The 20,353-nt window shown below is 48.1% G+C and carries 21 protein-coding genes; 6 read left to right on the top strand and 15 right to left on the bottom strand.

All coding sequences use genetic code 11. From position 1 onward, the window contains the following. From uppS to rpsB, 5 genes are all read right to left on the bottom strand, one after another. Complete coding sequence (gene uppS / locus KD147_RS12935) at positions 1–768, bottom strand: polyprenyl diphosphate synthase (RefSeq protein WP_249319266.1); 768 nt, start codon at positions 766–768, stop codon at positions 1–3. A 100-nt stretch (positions 769–868) separates the two neighbouring features. After that, the gene (gene frr, locus KD147_RS12930) at positions 869–1,426 is read right to left on the bottom strand and encodes a ribosome recycling factor (protein WP_212548131.1); all 558 of its coding nucleotides are present in this window, start codon (positions 1,424–1,426) and stop codon (positions 869–871) included. A 13-nt stretch (positions 1,427–1,439) separates the two neighbouring features. Next, a complete protein-coding gene (gene pyrH, locus KD147_RS12925) occupies positions 1,440–2,186 on the bottom strand; it encodes a UMP kinase (protein WP_105255159.1) in 747 nt (248 codons plus the stop codon). Between the two features lie 210 nt (positions 2,187–2,396). Continuing rightward, positions 2,397–3,248: a translation elongation factor Ts gene (gene tsf, locus KD147_RS12920; protein WP_212548130.1), complete on the bottom strand. Its 852-nt coding sequence runs from the start codon at positions 3,246–3,248 to the stop codon at positions 2,397–2,399. 111 nt (positions 3,249–3,359) lie between these two features. Then, entirely contained in the window at positions 3,360–4,088 is a 729-nt protein-coding gene (gene rpsB, locus KD147_RS12915) for a 30S ribosomal protein S2 (RefSeq protein WP_105255158.1), read from the bottom strand. Positions 4,089–4,367: 279 nt separating this feature from the next. Here rpsB and map point away from each other — a divergent pair, with 279 nt between their 5' ends. The 4 genes from map to KD147_RS12895 all read left to right on the top strand — a co-directional run bounded on the left by map (position 4,368) and on the right by KD147_RS12895 (position 9,857). Continuing rightward, entirely contained in the window at positions 4,368–5,168 is an 801-nt protein-coding gene (gene map / locus KD147_RS12910; RefSeq protein WP_267894662.1) for a type I methionyl aminopeptidase, read from the top strand. A gap of 17 nt (positions 5,169–5,185) precedes the next feature. Further along, a complete protein-coding gene (gene glnD, locus KD147_RS12905) occupies positions 5,186–7,816 on the top strand; it encodes a [protein-PII] uridylyltransferase (RefSeq protein ID WP_105255156.1) in 2,631 nt (876 codons plus the stop codon). A 22-nt stretch (positions 7,817–7,838) separates the two neighbouring features. Beyond that, a complete protein-coding gene (gene dapD, locus KD147_RS12900) occupies positions 7,839–8,663 on the top strand; it encodes a 2,3,4,5-tetrahydropyridine-2,6-dicarboxylate N-succinyltransferase (RefSeq protein ID WP_105255155.1) in 825 nt (274 codons plus the stop codon). A 144-nt stretch (positions 8,664–8,807) separates the two neighbouring features. Beyond that, entirely contained in the window at positions 8,808–9,857 is a 1,050-nt protein-coding gene (locus KD147_RS12895; RefSeq protein ID WP_212548129.1) for a S66 peptidase family protein, read from the top strand. A gap of 236 nt (positions 9,858–10,093) precedes the next feature. Here the strand turns inward: KD147_RS12895 and KD147_RS12890 are convergent, their stop codons facing one another. The 3 genes from KD147_RS12890 to KD147_RS12880 all read right to left on the bottom strand — a co-directional run bounded on the left by KD147_RS12890 (position 10,094) and on the right by KD147_RS12880 (position 12,283). Next, the gene (locus tag KD147_RS12890; RefSeq protein WP_212548128.1) at positions 10,094–10,834 is read right to left on the bottom strand and encodes an HvfC family RiPP maturation protein; all 741 of its coding nucleotides are present in this window, start codon (positions 10,832–10,834) and stop codon (positions 10,094–10,096) included. A gap of 2 nt (positions 10,835–10,836) precedes the next feature. Further along, positions 10,837–11,682 carry an HvfB family MNIO-type RiPP peptide maturase gene (locus tag KD147_RS12885; protein WP_105255152.1) on the bottom strand — a complete coding sequence of 282 codons (846 nt, stop codon included), beginning with the start codon at positions 11,680–11,682 and terminating at the stop codon, positions 10,837–10,839. Positions 11,683–11,761: 79 nt separating this feature from the next. After that, positions 11,762–12,283 (bottom strand): HvfA family oxazolone/thioamide-modified RiPP metallophore, encoded by a 522-nt coding sequence (locus KD147_RS12880; RefSeq protein ID WP_105255151.1) that lies wholly within the window; start codon positions 12,281–12,283, stop codon positions 11,762–11,764. A gap of 186 nt (positions 12,284–12,469) precedes the next feature. Between KD147_RS12880 and KD147_RS12875 the strand changes: the two genes are divergently transcribed. Both KD147_RS12875 and KD147_RS12870 read left to right on the top strand, forming a co-directional pair. Further along, positions 12,470–13,435: a tRNA-dihydrouridine synthase gene (locus tag KD147_RS12875; RefSeq protein WP_212548127.1), complete on the top strand. Its 966-nt coding sequence runs from the start codon at positions 12,470–12,472 to the stop codon at positions 13,433–13,435. Between the two features lie 95 nt (positions 13,436–13,530). Continuing rightward, entirely contained in the window at positions 13,531–13,887 is a 357-nt protein-coding gene (locus KD147_RS12870) for a TraR/DksA C4-type zinc finger protein (RefSeq protein ID WP_212548126.1), read from the top strand. Here the strand turns inward: KD147_RS12870 and KD147_RS12865 are convergent. The 7 genes from KD147_RS12865 to KD147_RS12835 form a co-directional block, all read right to left on the bottom strand. After that, positions 13,874–14,854 carry a hypothetical protein gene (locus KD147_RS12865; RefSeq protein WP_212548125.1) on the bottom strand — a complete coding sequence of 327 codons (981 nt, stop codon included), beginning with the start codon at positions 14,852–14,854 and terminating at the stop codon, positions 13,874–13,876. The two genes, KD147_RS12870 and KD147_RS12865, sit on opposite strands and share 14 nt — an antisense overlap. Before the next feature lie 78 nt (positions 14,855–14,932). Further along, complete coding sequence (locus KD147_RS12860; RefSeq protein WP_212548124.1) at positions 14,933–16,198, bottom strand: tetratricopeptide repeat protein; 1,266 nt, start codon at positions 16,196–16,198, stop codon at positions 14,933–14,935. A 13-nt stretch (positions 16,199–16,211) separates the two neighbouring features. Continuing rightward, entirely contained in the window at positions 16,212–16,829 is a 618-nt protein-coding gene (locus KD147_RS12855) for an energy transducer TonB (RefSeq protein WP_105190818.1), read from the bottom strand. Continuing rightward, positions 16,829–17,230: an ExbD/TolR family protein gene (locus KD147_RS12850; RefSeq protein ID WP_105190819.1), complete on the bottom strand. Its 402-nt coding sequence runs from the start codon at positions 17,228–17,230 to the stop codon at positions 16,829–16,831. The genes KD147_RS12855 and KD147_RS12850 overlap by 1 nt, the downstream gene beginning before the upstream one ends. 14 nt (positions 17,231–17,244) lie before the next feature. After that, positions 17,245–17,769: a MotA/TolQ/ExbB proton channel family protein gene (locus KD147_RS12845; protein WP_105190820.1), complete on the bottom strand. Its 525-nt coding sequence runs from the start codon at positions 17,767–17,769 to the stop codon at positions 17,245–17,247. After that, positions 17,769–19,133: a MotA/TolQ/ExbB proton channel family protein gene (locus KD147_RS12840; RefSeq protein ID WP_212548123.1), complete on the bottom strand. Its 1,365-nt coding sequence runs from the start codon at positions 19,131–19,133 to the stop codon at positions 17,769–17,771. Before KD147_RS12840 ends, KD147_RS12845 begins: the two co-directional genes overlap by 1 nt. 6 nt (positions 19,134–19,139) lie before the next feature. Then, positions 19,140–19,910, bottom strand: coding sequence for a DUF3450 domain-containing protein (locus KD147_RS12835; protein ID WP_105255145.1), 771 nt, complete (start codon positions 19,908–19,910; stop codon positions 19,140–19,142). Positions 19,911–20,353: the final 443 nt, after the last annotated feature.

Below are 20,353 nucleotides of genomic sequence, written 5' to 3'. Positions count from 1 at the left end.
TTAGGGCTGAGCGTGTGAGAGTAATTGTTTTATTTGTTCACCGGTACATCCGAACCGACGTTCTCTCGATACGTAGCAGGCAATGGCCTCTGCAAAGACCGACTCGTTAAAGTCGGGCCATAGCGTAGGCGTAAAATAAAGCTCAGCATATGCTGCCTGCCAAAGCAGGAAATTACTGATGCGCAGGTCTCCACCTGTGCGTATCAATAAATCCAGTTCACTTTGTTCATTTAGACTAATATGCTTTGCCAGCGAGTGCTCGTCAATGTCATCCGCTGTTAATTCACCTGCCGATACCTTAAGCGCTAACTCTTTAGCGGCCTGGGCGATATCCCAACGACCACCATAATTTGCGGCAATATTCAGCCGCAGCCCGGTATTTTGGGCTGTAAGCGCTTGTGCTGCAGCTATCTTCTCTTGTAGCTTTTCGGAAAAGCGACCCAGGTCGCCAATGATGGATAATTTAACGTTATTTTTATGCAGCTTTTTCACCTCGCGGCCAAGAACCATTAAAAACAGTTCCATCAACGTAGTGACCTCTTCTTCCGGACGTCGCCAGTTCTCACTGCTAAAGGCAAATAAGGTTAACGACTCGATGCCCAGCTTAGAGCAAAATTTCACTGCTTCTCTAACCGCATCAACCCCTTTCTTATGACCGTACACCCGTGGGTGACCCTGAGCCTGCGCCCAACGACCATTACCGTCCATGATAATTGCCACATGTTTGGGCAATAATTGCTGCGAAATTTGTTCTGCGTCTAAAGCCATGTAACTCAAATTATCCACAAAAAAACGCCGCCTAGTATACCCTAGACGGCGTTACAAACCTAATGGCAATTTATGAGCAAATCGCTCAAATTTAGAGCGTTTAGATTTCCATCAACTCTTCTTCTTTGGCGCTTAGTTGTGCGTCCATTTCTTTGATGTACTTATCTGTTAGCTTTTGGATCTCATCTTCGCCCTGGCGTGCTTCGTCCTCAGAGATACCTTTATCTTTTAATAGTGCTTTGATATCGCTGTTCGCGTCACGGCGAATGTTACGTACCGCTACACGGCCGCTTTCTACTTCACCACGTACGATCTTGATTAAGTCCTTACGACGCTCTTCCGTTAGTGGCGGAAGAGGAACACGAATTACCGTGCCCGCTGATGCAGGGTTTAGGCCCAGATCAGACGTCATGATCGCCTTTTCAACCGCTTGCGCCAAAGACTTATCGAATACGCTGATAGCCAGGGTACGCGAGTCTTCGATGGTTACGTTTGCTACTTGGTTCAGCGGTGTATCGGCACCGTAATAAGAAACAGTGATGCCGTCTAGCAATGCTGGGTGGGCACGGCCAGTACGGATTTTAGATAGTTGGCTGCCAAGTGCGGCTACACTTTTTTGCATGCGCTCTTGCGCACTTTTTTGAATGTCGTTTATCACGCTAGTATCCTACTTATTTTGTCTCACTCGAGGCTTCAGAAGAAATCAAGGTTCCCTCTTCTTCACCCATGATCACGCGCTTAAGCGCACCAGGTTTATTCATATTAAAGACACTGATTGGCATTTTATGGTCGCGCGCCAAGGTAAAGGCGGCTAAGTCCATTACTTTCAGTTCTTTTTCAATTACTTCATTATAGGCAAGATGACGATAAAGAGTGGCTTCAGGGTTTTTCACTGGGTCATCACTGAACACACCATCCACTTTCGTGGCTTTAATCACGGTGTCAGCTTCAATTTCGATGCCGCGTAAACAGGCCGCTGAGTCGGTCGTAAAGAACGGGTTACCGGTACCGGCAGAGAAGATCACCACGCGGCCCGACTTCAATAAACTGATCGCCTCGGCCCAGTTGTATGCGTCACACACGCCGTTTAGCGGAATGGCTGACATTAAACGCGCATTCACAAAGGCGCGGTGCAACGCATCACGCATGGCTAGGCCATTCATTACGGTTGCCAGCATACCCATGTGGTCGCCTACTACGCGGTTCATGCCCGCTTCGGCCAAGGAGCCACCACGTAAGAAGTTACCGCCACCGATAACTAAACCCACTTCTACGTCGAGTTCTACGAGCTCTTTAATTTCCTGAGCCATGCGATCGAGTACTTTAGGATCGATGCCGAAGCCCTCGTCTCCCATTAAAGCTTCACCACTTAGTTTAAGTAGAACACGTCTAAAAATAGGTTTGCGACTAATATTCATATTTTCCCGGCCAATAACGAATTGTAGATAAAAAATAACCGCGCCTATGTGGGTACATAAGAGCGCGGTTATTCTAATTAATTTTGTTGGTCGACGCAAAAGCAAATCATGGCTTTTGCTCACTTCGGGCCGCTGCTTTCCTTTCTAATGACAAGGACATACGGGGCTGATAGCTAGGTCGCACCAACATGCTTTAAAAAGCGTAAAGGATTACTCGCCTTTAGCAGCAGCTACTTGAGCAGCTACTTCAGCAGCGAAATCTTCTTCTTTCTTCTCGATACCTTCACCAACTTCTAGGCGAACGAACGCTGACACTGACGCGCCACGCTCTTTAAGCATTTCGCCAACAGTTTGCTTAGGTTCCATGATGAAAGCTTGACCAGTAAGTGAGATCTCACCAGTGAACTTCTTCATGCGGCCAACAACCATCTTCTCAGCGATTTCAGCTGGCTTGCCTTCGTTCATTGCGATTTCTACTTGAACTGCTTTTTCTTTTTCAACAACATCAGCAGGTACGTCTTCTGGGTTTACGAACTCAGGCTTAGACGCAGCAACGTGCATAGCAACGTGCTTCAAAGTTTCTTCGTCAGCTTCACCAACTACAACTACACCGATACGGTCGCCGTGACGGTAAGAAGCTAGCTTGTCGCCATCGATGTACTCAACGCGACGTACGTTGATGTTTTCACCGATTTTAGCAACTAGGGCAACACGTGTTTCTTCGAACTGAGCTTGAAGCGCTTCGATGTCTGCTTTTGACTCAACAGCAGCGTCAAGTACCTGGTTAGCAAAACCTAGGAAGTTTGCATCTTTAGCAACGAAGTCAGTTTGACAGTTAACTTCAAGAAGCGCAGCGAAACCGTTACCTTCTTTGATAAGGATTGTACCTTCGGCAGCGATGTTACCTGCTTTTTTAGCAGCTTTAGCAGCACCGCTCTTACGCATGTTTTCGATCGCTAGATCGATGTCACCGTTAGTTTCAGTTAGTGCTTTTTTACAATCCATCATGCCAGCGCCAGTGCGCTCGCGTAATTCTTTAACTAGGGCAGCAGTTACAGCCATGGGAGTTTCCTCAAATCAATGTTTAGAGCAAGTGACCAAACGTCACTTTGAATTAAGAATATCAAGTCTTCACCGCTTTAGGATGAAGACTTGATGACAAGCGAGTCGCGATTACTCAGCTGCGACGAAATCGTCTTTTTCAGCTTGAACGGCGATGTTGCTTTCACGGCCTTCAGTAACGGCAGCAGCAACTGCGTTAGTGTAAAGCTGGATAGCACGGATCGCGTCGTCGTTACCAGGAACGATGTAGTCAACGCCGTCTGGGTTAGAGTTAGTATCAACGATAGATACTACTGGAATGCCCAGGTTGTTCGCTTCTTTGATAGCAATGTGCTCGTGATCGGCATCGATAACGAATAGTGCGTCTGGAAGACCGCCCATATCTTTGATACCGCCAAGGCTCTTTTCAAGCTTAGCCATTTCACGAGTAAGCATTAGCGCTTCTTTCTTAGTTAGCTTCTCAAACGTACCGTCTTGGCTTTGAGTTTCAAGATCTTTAAGACGCTTGATTGACTGGCGAACAGTTTTCCAGTTAGTAAGCATACCACCTAACCAACGGTGGTTTACGTAGAACTGGTCACATTTAACTGCCGCTTCTTTTACTGCTTCGCTTGCAGCGCGCTTAGTACCAACGAAAAGTACTTTACCTTTGTTAGACGCAGCATTCTGTAAGAAGTTAAGTGCATCGTTGAACATAGGTACAGTTTGCTCAAGGTTGATGATATGAACCTTGTTACGCGCACCGAAGATGAACGGCTTCATCTTAGGGTTCCAGTAACGAGCTTGGTGACCGAAGTGTACACCCGCCTTAAGCATGTCGCGCATTGAAACGTTTGCCATTGTATTTTCCTCTATATAATTTAGGGTTAAGCCTCCACATATCCCATAGCACCAACACCTTGAAATAACTTCTCAGTGCACCCAAGTGTATGTGTCGATATGTGTGTGTGTTAATATTAAATGGTTATGTCTTCGTTACAGACAAACCACTCGCAGTAAGATGATTTTTACCGGCGGTGATTTTATTTGTAAAAAGACGGCGCGCTTTATACCATATTAGCGACCAAGACTCAAATTTTTGTGCACTATTTGTGCGCAGCAAACATCTTAAAAAACCGAATTGGAGCATCAATGACTGCAGTGATCAAAACCCCGGAAGAAATCGAAAAAATGCGCGTTGCAGGCCGTTTGGCCGCAGAGGTGCTGGAAATGATCGGCCCGTATGTAAAACCTGGGGTGACCACTGATGAGCTCAACACCATTTGTCACAATTACATCGTTAATGAGCAAGATGCGATTCCGGCGCCACTGAACTACCACGGCTTCCCTAAGTCCATCTGTACCTCGGTGAACCATGTTATTTGTCACGGTATCCCTAATGACAAGCCGCTTAAAGAAGGCGATATTATCAATATCGATGTGACCGTGATCAAAGACGGTTATCACGGCGACACCTCAAAAATGTTCCATGTCGGCCAGCCGACGATTCAAGGCAAACGCCTGTGCGAAGTGACTCAAGAAAGCCTCTATTTGGCCATTAAAATGGTCAAGCCTGGCGTGCGTTTGGGCGACATCGGCGCCGCTATCCAAAAGTTTGCCGAAGGCTTTAGCTACTCGATCGTACGTGAATACTGCGGCCACGGTATCGGCAAAGAATTCCACGAAGAGCCGCAGGTGATGCACTATGGCCGTCCGGGCACAGGTGAAACCTTGAAAGCGGGCATGTGTTTAACCATCGAGCCCATGGTTAACGCCGGTAAACGCCAGTGTAAGTTGCTTAAGGACGAATGGACGGTTATCACTAAAGACCGCAGCCTTTCGGCGCAGTGGGAGCATACCCTACTGGTTACCGACAACGGCGTTGAAGTATTGACGCTGCGCAGCGATGAAGACCTGCCGCGAGTAATCGAGCACAGTTAATTAGCAAGGATAACTAAGTGGCCCTACCGAATAAACTAAAAGACCTGCTCGAGCAGGCGAGCAAATTGGATGAATACAAGGCCTGTAGCCAATACTTTTACAAATGGCTGGGTAACCAATTTGATAAACAACCGGTAGGCTCGCTTATCCGCGCCCGCGCCGAATACATAGACCGTTTGCTGATCAAGCTGTTTCACAGCTGTAATCTGGCTCATGAGCCGGAATTAGCCTTGGTCGCCGTCGGCGGCTACGGCCGGGGCGAATTACACCCCTATTCCGACATCGACTTTTTGCTTTTGGTGCGCAGCGAACCCGCTCCTGATCTGTGCGAAAAAATCGGCCAATTTGTTACCCTGTTATGGGATCTCAACCTTGAGATCGGCCACAGCGTGCGCACCCGTGAGCAAGTGATAGAGCAAAAGCGTGAAGACGTGAGTTTTGCCACCAGTTTGCTCGAGAGTCGCCTTATCTTTGGTAACCATATCGAGTTTGAAAAGCTCAAAGAGCATATTTTGCAAACGCCGGTCTGGGGCTCGGACGACTTCTTCATCGCCAAACGCCAGGAGCAAGACCTACGCCATCGTAAATGCCATGGCACCGCCTACAACCTGGAACCCAATATCAAGGAAAACCCAGGTGGCCTGCGCGACTTACAAACCATTATCTGGGTGGCGAAAAAACACTTCCAGGCCGAGGCCCTAGAGGAGCTCATCAACCATGGCTACCTCACCCACGAGGAATACCAAGAGTTGCTGGAATGTTTAGAGAACCTTTGGAATATTCGCTTTGCCTTGCATTTGGCCGCCGGGCGCAACGAAAACCGTCTACTCTTCGATCATCAGCCTCAGGCCGCCGAAATTTTAGGTTTTGGTAGCGATGGCAAGGCCTCAGTTGAGCGGATGATGAAACGCCTGTTCCGCATCATGAGCCGGGTACGCGAGCTAAACCAAATGCTGCTGGCCTATTTTGAACAAAGCATTTTGCCGGATCAACGCCAACTCCCGGTGGTCGAACTCGACCGCAACTTTGAGCGCATAGGTCATCAAATTCGGGTCAAGAATCCGTCGGTGTTTTTCCGCCGCGATCAACTTCTGGCGCTATTCGAGCACATTGCCGACCACCCAGAAATCACCCATATTTATCCGAGCACCATACGCACCATGCGTCAGGTGCGTCGGCGCTTACTCGGCGATTTGCAAGACTATGCCGGTTGCCGCGAAGCCTTTATGCGCTTGGTGAAACATCCCAACGGCATGGGACGTGCGTTTACCCTGATGCATAAACACGGCATTTTGGCGGCCTATTTGCCGCAATGGCGAAATATTTTCGGGCAGATGCAGTTTGACTTGTTTCACGCCTATACCGTGGACGAGCACACCCATAAGCTGATCAACAATATCTATCAGTATGGTGATAAAACTCGCGTCAGCGACTTCCCTATCTGCAGTGAAATCGTCACCCGCATGGACAAACCCGAGCTCTTATATTTAGCGGCAATTTTCCATGATATCGCCAAAGGACGCGGAGGCGATCACTCCGAACTTGGTGCCGTTGACGCCATTGCCTTTGCACGCTTACATCAGTTGCCCACTTCCGATGGCAAGCTGATCGCCTGGCTGGTCGAGAATCACCTGCTGATGTCGGTCACGGCACAGCGCAAAGACATCAACGATCCGGACGTAATCAACGAATTTGCCGGCAAGGTTAAAAATGAGCGCCAACTCGACTACCTCTACTGTCTCACCGTGGCGGATATCCGGGCGACCAATGACAATCTGTGGAACGATTGGAAGAACACCCTGCTGCGTGAGCTCTATCTGCACACCCAGCGAGCCCTGCGTTTAGGGCTGGAAAACCCCATGGATATGCGCGACCAAATTCGCGATAAAAAACATCAAGCTAAGCAAAGGTTAATCAACCTTGGTTATGATGAGGGACAAATTGATCTGCTGTGGAGCCGCTTTAAGGCGAATTATTTTACCGCCTTTAGTGAACAGCAGATTTCCTGGCATTGTGAGCACTTACTAAACGCTGAAGACCTCTCTCAGCCTAGTGTTACCGTGTCCCCTGAGCCTATGCACGGCGGCACCCAGGTCTTTGCTTATAGCCCCTATAGCGCCAGTTTATTTGCCCGTCTGGTGAGCGTCATTGGCTCAAAAAAGGCGCAAATACAGCATGCCCAGGTGATGACCACCAAAGACGGCTATGTAATTTTCAGTTTTGTGATTTTAGAGGTCAACGGCGAGCCATTAACCAAAGGACGTGGTAATGGTATTAAGCGCGCTCTGGAGCTCTTTATGCTCGATCCCAAGAAGAAGATCCGCATTAAGAAGAGCCGCTCACAGCGCTTTAAAGACTTTAACATTAAGCCCAAGGTGATATTGCGTCCTCATGCCCATGCGGATCGCAGCTTAATCGAAATTCAGGCGGTGGATATTCCCGGGTTATTGACCAAAATAGCCCAGGTATTTCAGCGCCACCAATTACATATTCATGCCGCACGCATCACCACGGTGGGCGAGCGCGCAGAAGACTTTTTCGTCGTTTCTAACAACGACTACAAGGCCTTGACGGATGAAGAACAAGTTAAAATCCATCAAGCACTTAGGAAGAAACTAAACGCCGACAACGAGGCAACAACCGCCTAGTCGGCGCACTAACGAGGATAACATGGCAGATTTAAAAACCATTATTGAGCAGGCGTGGGACAACCGCGACGCCATTAGCCCAAATACCGTATCGAGTGAAGTCAAAGACGCCATTATCGCCGTGCTTGAGCGCCTGGATAAGGGTGAAGCCCGCGTTGCCGAGAAGATCTCTGGCGAATGGGTTGTGCATCAGTGGCTGAAAAAAGCGGTACTGCTATCGTTTCGTATTCGCGACAACCAGGTTCTAGCCGACGGTGCTAATCAGTATTACGACAAGGTACCGCTTAAGTTTGCCGATTACACGCCGGAGCAATTCCAACAAGAAGGCATGCGCGTGGTGCCAAATGCGGTAGCTCGTAAAGGCAGTTATATAGGTAAAAACGTGGTATTGATGCCTTCTTACACCAATATCGGCGCCTACGTTGATGACGGCACCATGGTTGATACCTGGGCTACGGTAGGCTCATGTGCACAAATTGGTAAAAACGTTCACCTTTCAGGCGGTGTGGGCATCGGCGGCGTGCTAGAGCCACTGCAGGCCAACCCCACCATTATCGAAGACAACTGCTTTATCGGCGCACGTTCGGAAATCGTGGAAGGGGTGATAGTCGAGGAAGGTGCGGTGATCTCTATGGGTGTGTACATTTCACAAAGCACCCGAATTTATGACCGCGAAACGGGCCAAATCCATTATGGCCGAGTGCCTGCCGGTGCGGTGGTGGTTCCAGGCTCCATTCCAAGCAAAGACGGAAGCCACAGCCTGTATGCCGCCATTATCGTGAAAAAGGTCGACCAGCAGACTCGCGAAAAAGTCGGTGTTAACGCCCTATTACGCGGCGTAGAATAAGTACTGTATAAGCCTTCACTGACGGTGAAGGCTTTCCCTCCCCAACTACTTTATTCCACCTCACCTATAAAGTTTGAAATATTTACTTCGCTGCGGTAATCATAGGGTCGTTAACCCTAGTCTGATCGCTTATGAGGTAGATAAATGAACAAACGCGCCTTTTTAAAAACCTGTTCCCTCCTTGGCATCGGCCTCATGGCCAGTACCGGGGCTCAGGCCATCGGCATTCCCAAACTCGGGGCGCAAAGCGTTATTAAGCCCAAGACACTGCAAAAAGGCGGCACAATAGCCCTTGTCAGCCCCTCTGCGGCCACCGCAGAACACAAAGATTTGCTACTAGCACAACAACTAATAAAGGCCCTGGGCTATAAGGTTAAAGTGGCCGAGCATGTACTCGCTCGGCGCGGCCATTTGGCGGGAACGGATGCGCAGCGAGCGGCGGATCTCAACGCCCAATTCGCCGATCCCGAGGTTGATGCTCTGTTTTGTTTGCGCGGTGGCTCAGGCGCGGCGCGCCTGCTGCCCCTGCTCGATTACCCCGTCATCGCCGCAAACCCCAAACCCCTCTTGGGCTATTCGGACATAACCGCCCTGCACAACGCCCTGCTCGCACAAACGGGCTTGATCAGCTTCCACGGCCCCAATGCCACAAGCGAATGGGATCCCTTTAATGTGCAGCAGTTTCAGCGCCTGTTCGAACAGCGCCAGCGCATGCACTATATGAATCTGCCTCGTGGCGAGGACGAGTTGGTTAATCGCGATTATCTGACACAAACAATCACACCGGGGAAAGTATCTGGGCGCCTTGTAGGCGGAAATCTTACCGTGCTGACCGCTTTGGCGGGGTCGCCCTATTTACCAAGCTTTGACGGAGCAATTTTATTCTTGGAAGACACAGAAGAAGCGCCCTATCGTATCGACAGAATGATGAGCACCTTAAAGCTGATGGGGGCGCTGGATAAAATCGCTGGGTTTGTCTTTGGCGATTGCAACCAGTGCACACCTAGCGCCGGCTACGGCTCGCTGAGCCTGGATGAAATTTTCGCGGATTATATTAAGTCACTGGGAATACCGGCCTATCGAGGCGCCATGATTGGTCATGTAAAACAACAATTTATTTTACCCGTTGGCGCTCAAGTCACGCTCGACGCCGATGCCGGCTCTATCACCCTGGCCGAGTCGGTATTTAGCTAGCAACTTTTCGGGCACAAAAAAGCCCCTAACGGGGCCTTGTGCAAATATTCGATTAGGCTGAAATGGCAGTGGCCCAACCTAGAATTGCATTAAGGCAACCAATGCCCGCGAATACCGCGATAAATGCAACGAAATATTTGAAGTTGAAAGGGTCTTTAAAATCACCTTTATGCGCCATTGTAATTACCTCTTAAACACGACAAAAAACGGCGCATATAGTAATCTAATATTGGCTATCAATCCAGCGTTAGCACTATGCTTCTTTGGGCTAAGTCGGTCAGGATCTGCTGCGCCCCGGCTTGCAATTGTTCTTCACCAAAGCTAGGAGCATGCTGCTTAACCAAGGTACACAAGGTCTTAAGGGTAATCCCAGGATGCTTACTAAGGATGTCGAGCAACAGTGCCGTCATGCCATTGAGCGCTAAAAACTGCACCTCATCATCTCTATCACGATAGACACAAATATAACTGGGCACCTCATCCGGCGCGTCCGGTTGATTATCAATGGAAATGGTTTGCACCGGATAGTGATAACACACCACCTGAGCACATTCACTAAAATACATGGGCTCATCGGTGATGGTACTAATAGCGCGATAAGTGCCCTGCACCTTAGCGGTGGCTACGGCAAGTTCGACCCATTCATAGTGCGCCAGCTCAAGTAAAAAAGCGGGATCGCTGGCCCGAGGCGTATACTCTTGAGCTAAAAAATGCACAAACTCTTTTGAGATATCGAGAAAGTATGGGGATTGCGCCTGGTGGTGCGCAAAAAAGGTGCGTACCAGCTGTTGCCACTGCTGCGGTTTATAAAGGCTATGCAATACCGGGAAACCACTTTCTAAAAAGCCGTTGACGTTATTGAAAAACAGCTCTCGGTAGATTTTCATGCGTCGCTCTTCGATATCCTCGGGCTTGGGATTGGCCTCTGGATCGCGAATATAATCACTGAATTGCTTTTGCACCTGTTTAAACTGCATCTTTAGGCTCGCTGCTGATTAACTAAAAAAGGCTGTTGCAGCTCGGCTATGGTATCGAGCTCGGTTATTAACTGTGGCAAGGGAGGGATATTAAAATCACGCTCAAGCAAGGTTGGGTGCACGCCATGGCATTCATAGGCCTGCTGTAACAACTGCCACACTGGGTCTATCACATCGGCGCCATGAGTATCGACAATTAAATCGTCCGCTTCATTATAGTGACCGGCCACATGAATATAGGCGATCCGCTCGCTGGGCAGATCTCCGAGGAATGCACTGGCATCATAACCGTGGTTGACTGAGTTAACATAGATATTATTAACGTCGAGTAAGAGCTGACAATCGGCCGCCGCCAATACCTCCTTGGTAAACTCCAGTTCGGTCATTTCTTGTCCCGGAGCACCATAATAAGAGACATTTTCCATGATAAGCGGTCGCTCTAAAATATCCTGCACCTGGCGAATACGCGCCGCGACATAATCAACCGAATCACCGGTGAAGGGAATGGGCATCAGATCATACATATGGCCGCCGGCGGAGCAATAACTTAAGTGCTCGCTGTACATTCGAATATTATGCTCATCAAAGAAGCGTTTCAGGGCTTTGATAAAATCGATGTCCAGGGGATCGGGCGAGCCTATCGATAAGGAAAGGCCATGACAAATAAAGGGGTGGCGCTCGGTCAAGGCTTTAAACTGTTTACCCAGCTTGCCACCAAAGGGTAACCAATTTTCAGGCGCCACTTCCATAAAGCCAATTTGCTCGGGAATATGGGTGAGCATATCGTCAACCATTTCGCGACGTAGCCCAAGGCCAACATTACCTATCTCTGTGGCACAGGTTTTCATCACGTACTCCTTAGGTATTCCTAAACACACAAGCCGCGTGTGACGGCGGCTTGCATAGGTTTTGACTCGGTCTCAATGCTTATGCGCTGTGGCCGCCACATTTACCTTCTTTCTCGGCTTTACCTTCACCGCATTTGCCTTCTTTCTCACCTTTTTTGGCTTTGCCTTCACCGCACTTGCCTTCGCCACACTTACCTTCTTTTTTGGCTTTGCCTTCACCGCATTTGCCTTCGCCACACTTACCTTCTTTTTTGGCTTTGCCTTCACCGCATTTGCCTTCGCCGCACTTACCTTCTTTTTTGGCTTTGCCTTCACCGCATTTGCCTTCGCCACACTTACCTTCTTTCTTGGCTTTACCTTCGCCGCACTTGCCTTCGCCGCACTTACCTTCTTTCTCGGCTTTTTTAGCTTCACCGCAGCGACCTTCTTTTTCGGTCTTACCTTCACCGCACTTACCTTCACCAGCGTCTAGCTGATAACCGGCTACCATTTCTTGCATTTCAAATGGATTAGCCTGGGCATCGGTAGCTGTCATTGCAGCACCACCGGCAACAACCGCGCCAAGGGTCAATGCAATTGAATTTTTCTTTAATGTGTTCATGCTCTTGCTCTCTCTGTGTTAGTAGCTGTCAAATTAAGTAGACCCGACCTTGCGGCGGATGCTTTCACTAATGCTAGATTATTTTTTTAATCAGATCACAGACTTAAATATGAACTGATAATGCTATTTTATCAATAGCCTAGTTCAGGTTAGAATACGCGGCCAAAATTTCCCATAAGGTCAAACATGAAACTTATCCTCGCACCCATGGAAGGCGTTGTAGATTTTAAAATGCGCCAGCTGCTGACCGACATTGGTGGCTTCGATCTATGTGTGACCGAGTTTGTTCGTGTCGTTAATCAACGTTTGCCGCGCCGCGTGTTTATGCGCTATTGCCCGGAACTACACAACGGTGGCTTTACCCGTTCGGGTACTCCCGTGCGCATCCAGTTGCTTGGCCAAGACCCCCAGTATTTAGCCGAAAACGCCGTCAAAGCCGTTGCCTTAGGCTCTCATGGGATTGACCTGAATTTTGGCTGTCCTGCGAAAACCGTGAATAAAAGTAAGGGTGGCGCCGTGCTTTTGAAAGAGCCGGAGCAGGTCTATCAAATCGTCAAGGCGGTGCGTGATGCCGTTGATAATGAGCATATTGTTACCGCTAAGGTCCGACTGGGATTTGACGATGATTCTTTAAGCAGTGAAATTTTCGATGCGGTGGCGCAAGCCAAGGCCGATGGTATTGCCATTCATGCGCGCACCAAGCGCGATGGCTACCGTCCGCCGGCCTACTGGGACAAGATAGCCCCTCTGCTGGCAAGAAATACAAATATGGAAGTAGTCGCCAACGGTGAAATTTGGGATCTAAATGATGCCCATAACGCACGAGCCCAGAGCCAATGTCAGCATCTGATGTTGGGCCGCGGCGCCCTGGCTATGCCCGATTTAGCGGCCTGGATAAAAGCAGAAGATTCGGGGCAAACCCATCGCCACCTAAGCTGGCATGATGTTATCTATCATATCGTGCACTCGTCCATGCACGACGATGAGCAGATGTCGAAACGCTACTTCGCCAATCGCACAAAACAGTGGCTGGGTTATTTAAAACGCACCTATAACCAGGCCGATGCCTTGTTCGAAGACATCCGCCGGTTACACGATAAAGATGAAGTATTGGCGGTGTTAAAACACCATAGTGAGCAAGCCGAATATTAGTTCACTCTTTTTCGCCTTTAGTTGATCACGGTCATATCGACTCAGCCATTTACTGGCCACAATAAAAGCTACCTAAGTTAACAGTGGACTGTGTCATGACCATCGAGACGCTCGACTTTGAATCGAAAGTAGAGGTGTTGCTTTCGCAAGTGCGTGAAGAGCTATTAAACCGCCTGCGCTACTCCACCCTCAGCCATGAAAACGAGCTATATCAGACCTTGGCAGCACACCCGGAGTGGGACTGGGTGGCACACCTTCGCGATAAATCCGGACCCACCTACAAGGATTTGGTAGATAAGCTGGAGCGCCTTGAGGCAACTCAGTGCCAATTTGATTTGGGGCTCTTCGGCTTTTGCAGCGATTGTGAAGAACCCATTGAGGCGGCGCGTCTTGTGGAAGACGTCACCACCCAACGCTGCCGACGGTGCGAAACTCACCTCAAGGCGCGTTAACCACGTCAGCATAGATAAAACTCTGTCCTGGGTGGGTCAATACCTGCATCAAGATGCGCGTTGCCCCCCCTGCATCTATACCTTTATTAGCCAAAGCCGTATAGGCAAACTGCTCACTCCACATTTGTGCGTGTACACCCAGGTCAACTTCCATCCAAATCAGTGCCATATAGCGCTGTGACGGCGTTAATTGCTGTGTCTTAGCCCACCCCCTTAGGTCACCATAGCCTTGGCGCCAATCCAGGTCTGGCATAAATTGAGCCCCCTCTTGGTCTGGCAATGGCTGTGCATCCAGCCCTTTAAGGCCCTTTTGCTCGTCTAGGATATGGGTGTACCACTGAATGGGAGAGCGTACCTGGTTACTGTAATAGTTAATCTTCGCCTGATACCACTGTGCGCCATTGGGCAACTGGCCCAAACCCAATTGATTACGCGGCATATAACGGCTTAAATACGTCTCCAAGCTGGTGATAGCACTGTTAAGCATCTGCGCTGTGCTGTGTGTTTTAATTTGCCCTAGCTGAGCCTGTATGTGCGCGATTTCCACGGCATTGAGGTAAATCTTACTTTGCTGCCCTTGCTCTAAGGCCTGCTCAACAAAACGAAGCCATTTTGCTAAGCCTTCTTGCCACTGGGGGTCTTGAAAAAAAGTCGAACTGGCATCAATTTTTGCCGCTAAAGGCCAGGGCTGATAACGACGCACAAACCGCTCTTCGGTGATCAGGTAATCCAGGGTTTGCGCCTGCTCAGGCGTTAACTGCGAACGTGCGATGGCATTATAAACATCGTGGCGTTGCTTAAGGTACTCCGGAGTGTAGGGCCAAGGCTGGCTGGCATCGCCCTTTTCGCCGCTGAGCCTGGCATTGAGCTGTTGTAGGGCCGCAATGGCTTGCTCAGAATTTAAATTCGGCGCATCGGAACACCCCGCCAAGAATACTAACGCCACGGATAAAATTCGCTTGATCATAATCTGCTCAACGCTGTTATTTAGTTTTTAAATATAAAAAAAGCCCCAAATGGGGCTTTTTATGGTCACATGCTGTGATTAAAGACTTACGCCGTTACGCTGCGCCTTATCTTTAATAAAGGTCTTCCAGCTGCGAGCAAACTTACGTGTGCTTGGATCTTCCGCTGCTTTGGAGATCGCTGCATACGCCTGCTTGTATTTCTCTTGCTGTAAGTAGGCTTCGGCAAGGTCTGAATAAATTTGACCTTTCTTATCCGAGCCCAAATCAAGCGCTTTGTTTAACAAGGCCACGGCCTTGTCGAACTGTTGCTCTTGTAAACGCAATGAACCTGCTTTACGGAAAAGCTCGGCATCGTTATCAAACTTTGCTGCTTCTTCGTAATACTTAGCCGCCGTCTTAATGTTTTTCGCATTATGATAGTAGCTGGCAATTGCCGTTACATTTTGCTTAGTGCGCTCAACCTTTCCTTCATTAACCGCTTTTTCCATATGGAAACCGGCTTTATAAGGTACACCAACGAACGAGTATAGCTGGGCAAGTACCTTAAAGTCTGTTTCAGACTCAAGGAAGCCACTATCGTATGCGATATCCATGATATTCAGACCTTTTGAATAGTCCTCTACCTGCATATAGAAACGACCTAGGTTAGTCCAAGACTTTTTGTCTTCGGGCCAACTTTTCACCATACGTTCGCCAACTTTTACTACGTTTTTGAAATCTTTCGTTTCGTAGTATGCGCCCATAAGTAATGAGAAAGGTGCCTTTTTAGGCTCGCCTTTAGCATTTATCTCAATGGCGCGCTCGGCGGGTTGAATAACGTCTTTAAACTGGCCAAGCTCATAGTTCGCCTGCGCAATACGCGTGTACACCGTGGCATCTTCTTCACCGGTGAAGTCCATCCAGTCGATGTACGCCTGCTTCGCTTCTTTGTACTTCTTGGTGTTAGCCAATAAGTCACCAATTAGCTTCATTGCTTGTTCTTGGTCGTTGAAGTTAAGCACATCTGGCTTAACCGCTTCACGAATGTGCTTGATCGCTAACTGATAGTTGTCTTTCTGAGCGTACAGCTGACCTAAGTAACGGTCTACCGTAGCCTTATCGAACTTATCAGAAGGATCTAACTCTTTCAGAATAGCAATGGCACCGTCGATATCTTCAGCTTCATAAAGCTCGAAAGCCTTAACCACTTTTTTACCGACGCGCTCGCCCATGACCTTAGTCTTGGCATTTTTGCGCTTTTCGATCTCCGCGTAGTTTGGCGCAGCCACCGCTGAGGTGCTGACTACGCCGCCCGATACGGAGATTAGCAGAGCGAGTGCAGTAACTTTCGATAGATTTTTCATCTCTACACTCTCCTTACTGGTCTTGGTTCAGTTTAAAGTCAAGCTGTACTGTGATGCCAGGCTGTTTTACCGGCTTGCCATCAACAACTTTAGGCTTGTACTTCCATTTACGCAGTGCACGCTTAGCTTCACGGTCGAAGATACGCTTAGGTTCGGCGTCGATTACCTCAACGTCCTCTACCCCGCCCACTTCGTTGATGGTGAATGAAAGTTGTACCCAACCTTCTTTACCATCACGTGCGGCTTGCACTGGGTATTTAGGTTCAATTCGCACAAGAGGTGTCGCATCACCATCTCGACCAAATGCACCTGGGCCACTTAATCCACCGGCAGAACCACCCACGTTAACACTTGGCATATTGAAGCCTAGTGCGCCAGCATCAGGGTTGCTGTTGTCTGGCTGTGGCGGCTGCGGTTTAGGCGGCTGCTTTGGCGGTGGAGGCGGCGGCGGCGGTACACGCTTACGCTCCTGCACCTTGGATTCAGGTGGATTCGTCATAATTTCGACAACGATCTTCTCTTTCTCGTTAGCGGCGCGTCCGTCTCCCCCGGAGATCAGATACGCCATGAAAAAGAATAAGCCGAAAGTAACTGCCCCACCTGCAATCAGTGAAAACAGAAAACGAATCATTACTTTTCTCCAGCGATGGATATCTTATCGATACCTGCAGCTTTAATTTGGTCCATTACCTTCACAACTACACCGTGCTTCGCTTCTTTATCCGCTTGGATAATTACGATTTCGGTTGGTTGCTCGGCTAATAGACGTTCGATATTCGCAGCTACACGCTCAACATCTACCTGACGCTTATCCATCCAAATTTCACCGTTAGAGCGAATAGCAATGAAGATATTTGCATTTTTCTTCTTAGTCGCTTGCGCTGCTTCAGGTTTATTTACATCAATACCAGCTTCTTTAACGAACGATGTAGTTACGATAAAGAAGATCAGCATGATGAATACGATGTCTAGCATCGGCGTCATATCGACGGCTGCTTCTTCTTCTTCACGAAAACGTTGTTTACGTGCCATATTCAAATCTCTCTCTAGTGATGAGGCAAGCTATCAATCAGCTTTTCTTTAGCCATTTTCGCACGTGCTTCTAGACGTGTACTAAAGAATACACCTGATAGTGCCGCAACCATTCCAGCCATTGTTGGGATTGTTGCCATTGAAATACCTGATGCCATTAGTCGAGGGTTACCAGTACCTTGGGTAGCCATGGTTTCAAAAACCGCGATCATACCCGTTACAGTACCCAGTAGACCAATCAATGGACATACAGCTACCAATGTCTTAATCAACAACATGCGCTCATCTAATTTTTCAGACGCTTCAGAAATCCATGCATCGCGGATTCTGTGTGCGTACCAAGACGTAGTGTCTTGGCGGGCGTCCCACTTAGCTACGATTCCTTTTTTCATTTTCGGAAACTCAGCAAGTAGGAACCAATAGCGCTCAATCATTAAAACCCACATGAGGAAGAGTGCTATCGCGACCACGTATAAAACCTGGCCGCCTGTGCCAACAAAATCCCTGATAGATTCCCAAATCTCCATCAGGACTAGCATTAGGCTTTCTCCTTCTCCGCGTGAGCAGCGATGATACCAGCGCTTTGCTCATCAAGAATGTGGATAATTGATTTACTACGACCGGCAACAACAGCGTGTACTAGGATTAGCGGAAGTGCCGCGATTAGACCTAGGGCTGTAGTTACTAGAGCCATTGAGATTGAACCAGCCATGATCTTCGGATCACCTGTACCGAATAGCGTGATCTGCTGGAAGGTGTTGATCATACCAACAACGGTACCAAGTAGACCTAGTAGTGGTGCGATAGCAGCCAAGATCTTGATGATGTTGATACCCATTTCGATGCGTGGCGTTTCACGTAGAATCGCTTCATCAAGCTTAAGCTCAAGGTTTTCAACGTCTTGGTTTTTGTTGTCTTGGTAAACTTTAAGGATACGACCAAGCGGGTTACCTTCAGAAGGTGCGCTGGTGTTCTTAAGTTGACTCTTGATCTTACCTGAAGTGATTGTTAGGTCTACAAGACGTACAATCGCGATTAGGAAACCAATCACTAGTAGAATAGCGATGATGTAACCTACTTCACCACCTTGGTGGAAACGCTCTTCAGGAGTCGCTTTCTGCGTGTTTAGACGCAGGATTGAACCACGAGTTGGGTCAACGTAGAAACCAGTGTACGCGTCTGCTGAAGTATTGATAAGTGCCTTAGCAGTGTCTAGCACGTAACCGTCTGGTTGACGACCTAGTGGTTGAATCGACTGAGTGTCACCAGAGTAAATCAGGTAACCGTCGTCTGTGATAAGGTTGAAGTTACCGATACGAGTTACTTGCTTAGTAGACGTTGAACCGTCAAGCTCAGAAACTTCGGCTTCGAAAGAAGATACTTTCGCAGACTCGGTCATTTCAGTTTGTAGCGCAATCCAAAGCTCTTCTAGTTCACGCGTAGTTGGTAGCTCTTTAGCCGCCGCTAGTGAACGAAGGATTTCAGCACGTCCAGGCTTTTCAGCACTTACTAGTGATGCTTCGATTGAACCAATTGTTTCTTGTGCCGCACGACGTACAACACCGAACATCTCACCTAGGGTACCTTTTGCATTTTCAAGTGCAGTTTCTTTTTCCGCTAGGGTGATTTCGTTTTGTGCGTATTCTTTTTGCAGACGCTCACCGCGTGCTTTTTCAGCCGCTAGTTCACGCTTAGCAGTGTTTAGCATAGCTTGCTGGTCAGCACGAGCCGCTAGGAACTCTTGCTCACGTTGCTTGTTTAGCTTGCCTTCAGAGATACGCTCTTTCTTTACTTGCTCAAGAATTTGGTCAAGTACTTGCGTGTTTGCGTGGGCATTAAGCGCAGCACCGGCAGAAACAGATAGTACTGCTGCAACAGCAAAACCTTTAAATAGTTTCTTCATTATCGATTACTCCGCGCCGAAGATTGGTAGTTTAACAAGATCCGGAGCCGCTTGCTTACGGGCCATACGGATTGTCTCTTTGATAGGCTTCAAGAATTCGTCACCTAACGCTTCCCATTGCTTAGTAGTGTTATTCCACACCCAAGCACTCTTCTGGTCAAATGACTGCGCTACATAGGCAATACGACCAAGACGCGCGAAGTCTACAGAGATATCACGACCGTCGATGTTTAGGGTGCCTTGGTTAGCAACCATAGTCGTGCTGTAGTCTTTCTCTACCATGTAAGCTTCAAGAACCTGACGGAACTTCTCAGAAGTTGTTACAGAAGCGCTAGTCATGATGTCGCGTAGTTTTTCAATACGCTCCATACGCTCTTCAGTATCAAACGGAACGTCCGCTTTGATGAATTGCTCAAGCGTATCGATCATGCGATACATCAAAGGCACAACGTTTTGTTTCGTTTTGTCGATACCAGCGATCTGACGCTCCAAAGACTCGATTTGAGAGTTTTGGTCATCAACAAGGCGCTGAACGTGGTCGTTATAGACCTTCATGATTTCTGTTTCATCTACAGTAGAGCGGTAATCGGCGATTAGCTCTTGAGTTTGACCGTAGATGTTGTCGATTTTAGTTTGAGACTTTTTAGCAGCCGTTTGAATTGTTGCACCAGCTTTGTGCAAGTCATTCAACGGATCTGCCATCACATTGTTGCTTGCAAGTGCAGCTGCGCCAACCAACGCAGAAGCTACAAGACTCTTTCTGATTTTAACAGACATAGTTCCCAACCAATTAAGTAATGTTACTTTTTGAATTTTTATCGGCTCACTCTAAATGAGCCAACCTAGGTATCTTTTTACTGATACCAACTTGCCAATAATGCTAAAAGGTTCAAGTGCTGTCAACTTGATGTTCATCGCAATTTTTCCAGCATTCGTCTTATTTTCCTTATGTAAACAAAAAATTAACATCGACCTAGTATGTATAGGCCAAAATAGCTCACTCTTACGAAATTTTGGAAATGAAAAGTTAATTTAACTGCAGTAAAAAATGTTTAATTTTTTTCCTTCTTGACTGCAATCTAAGATCAAAAAAATAGTAACCGCTAGCGCTTGCCACCACCTCCCTTAGCAAAACTCTTGGTCAATTCATCCCGCATTTATTACAACAGCTATATATATAACCCTTATAAATGTTGCAATATGCACAGAAATCATCCAAG

This window comes from Pseudoalteromonas sp. BDTF-M6 (genome assembly GCF_018334135.1).
Classification (GTDB): Bacteria; Pseudomonadota; Gammaproteobacteria; order Enterobacterales; family Alteromonadaceae; genus Pseudoalteromonas.
Note: the sequence above shows the minus strand (reverse complement) of the source record. Positions and strands in the feature narration are given on the sequence as shown.

Coding starts and splice junctions, on each gene's coding strand:
- uppS (WP_249319266.1), bottom strand. CDS start 768: ATGGCTTTAGACGCAGAACAAATTTCGCAGCAATTATTGCCCAAACAT.
- pyrH (WP_105255159.1), bottom strand. CDS start 2,186: ATGAATATTAGTCGCAAACCTATTTTTAGACGTGTTCTACTTAAACTA.
- tsf (WP_212548130.1), bottom strand. CDS start 3,248: ATGGCTGTAACTGCTGCCCTAGTTAAAGAATTACGCGAGCGCACTGGC.
- rpsB (WP_105255158.1), bottom strand. CDS start 4,088: ATGGCAAACGTTTCAATGCGCGACATGCTTAAGGCGGGTGTACACTTC.
- dapD (WP_105255155.1), top strand. CDS start 7,839: ATGGCAGATTTAAAAACCATTATTGAGCAGGCGTGGGACAACCGCGAC.
- KD147_RS12895 (WP_212548129.1), top strand. CDS start 8,808: ATGAACAAACGCGCCTTTTTAAAAACCTGTTCCCTCCTTGGCATCGGC.
- KD147_RS12890 (WP_212548128.1), bottom strand. CDS start 10,834: ATGCAGTTTAAACAGGTGCAAAAGCAATTCAGTGATTATATTCGCGAT.
- KD147_RS12885 (WP_105255152.1), bottom strand. CDS start 11,682: ATGAAAACCTGTGCCACAGAGATAGGTAATGTTGGCCTTGGGCTACGT.
- KD147_RS12880 (WP_105255151.1), bottom strand. CDS start 12,283: ATGAACACATTAAAGAAAAATTCAATTGCATTGACCCTTGGCGCGGTT.
- KD147_RS12875 (WP_212548127.1), top strand. CDS start 12,470: ATGAAACTTATCCTCGCACCCATGGAAGGCGTTGTAGATTTTAAAATG.
- KD147_RS12870 (WP_212548126.1), top strand. CDS start 13,531: ATGACCATCGAGACGCTCGACTTTGAATCGAAAGTAGAGGTGTTGCTT.
- KD147_RS12865 (WP_212548125.1), bottom strand. CDS start 14,854: ATGATCAAGCGAATTTTATCCGTGGCGTTAGTATTCTTGGCGGGGTGT.
- KD147_RS12860 (WP_212548124.1), bottom strand. CDS start 16,198: ATGAAAAATCTATCGAAAGTTACTGCACTCGCTCTGCTAATCTCCGTA.
- KD147_RS12855 (WP_105190818.1), bottom strand. CDS start 16,829: ATGATTCGTTTTCTGTTTTCACTGATTGCAGGTGGGGCAGTTACTTTC.
- KD147_RS12850 (WP_105190819.1), bottom strand. CDS start 17,230: ATGGCACGTAAACAACGTTTTCGTGAAGAAGAAGAAGCAGCCGTCGAT.
- KD147_RS12845 (WP_105190820.1), bottom strand. CDS start 17,769: ATGCTAGTCCTGATGGAGATTTGGGAATCTATCAGGGATTTTGTTGGC.
- KD147_RS12840 (WP_212548123.1), bottom strand. CDS start 19,133: ATGAAGAAACTATTTAAAGGTTTTGCTGTTGCAGCAGTACTATCTGTT.
- KD147_RS12835 (WP_105255145.1), bottom strand. CDS start 19,910: ATGTCTGTTAAAATCAGAAAGAGTCTTGTAGCTTCTGCGTTGGTTGGC.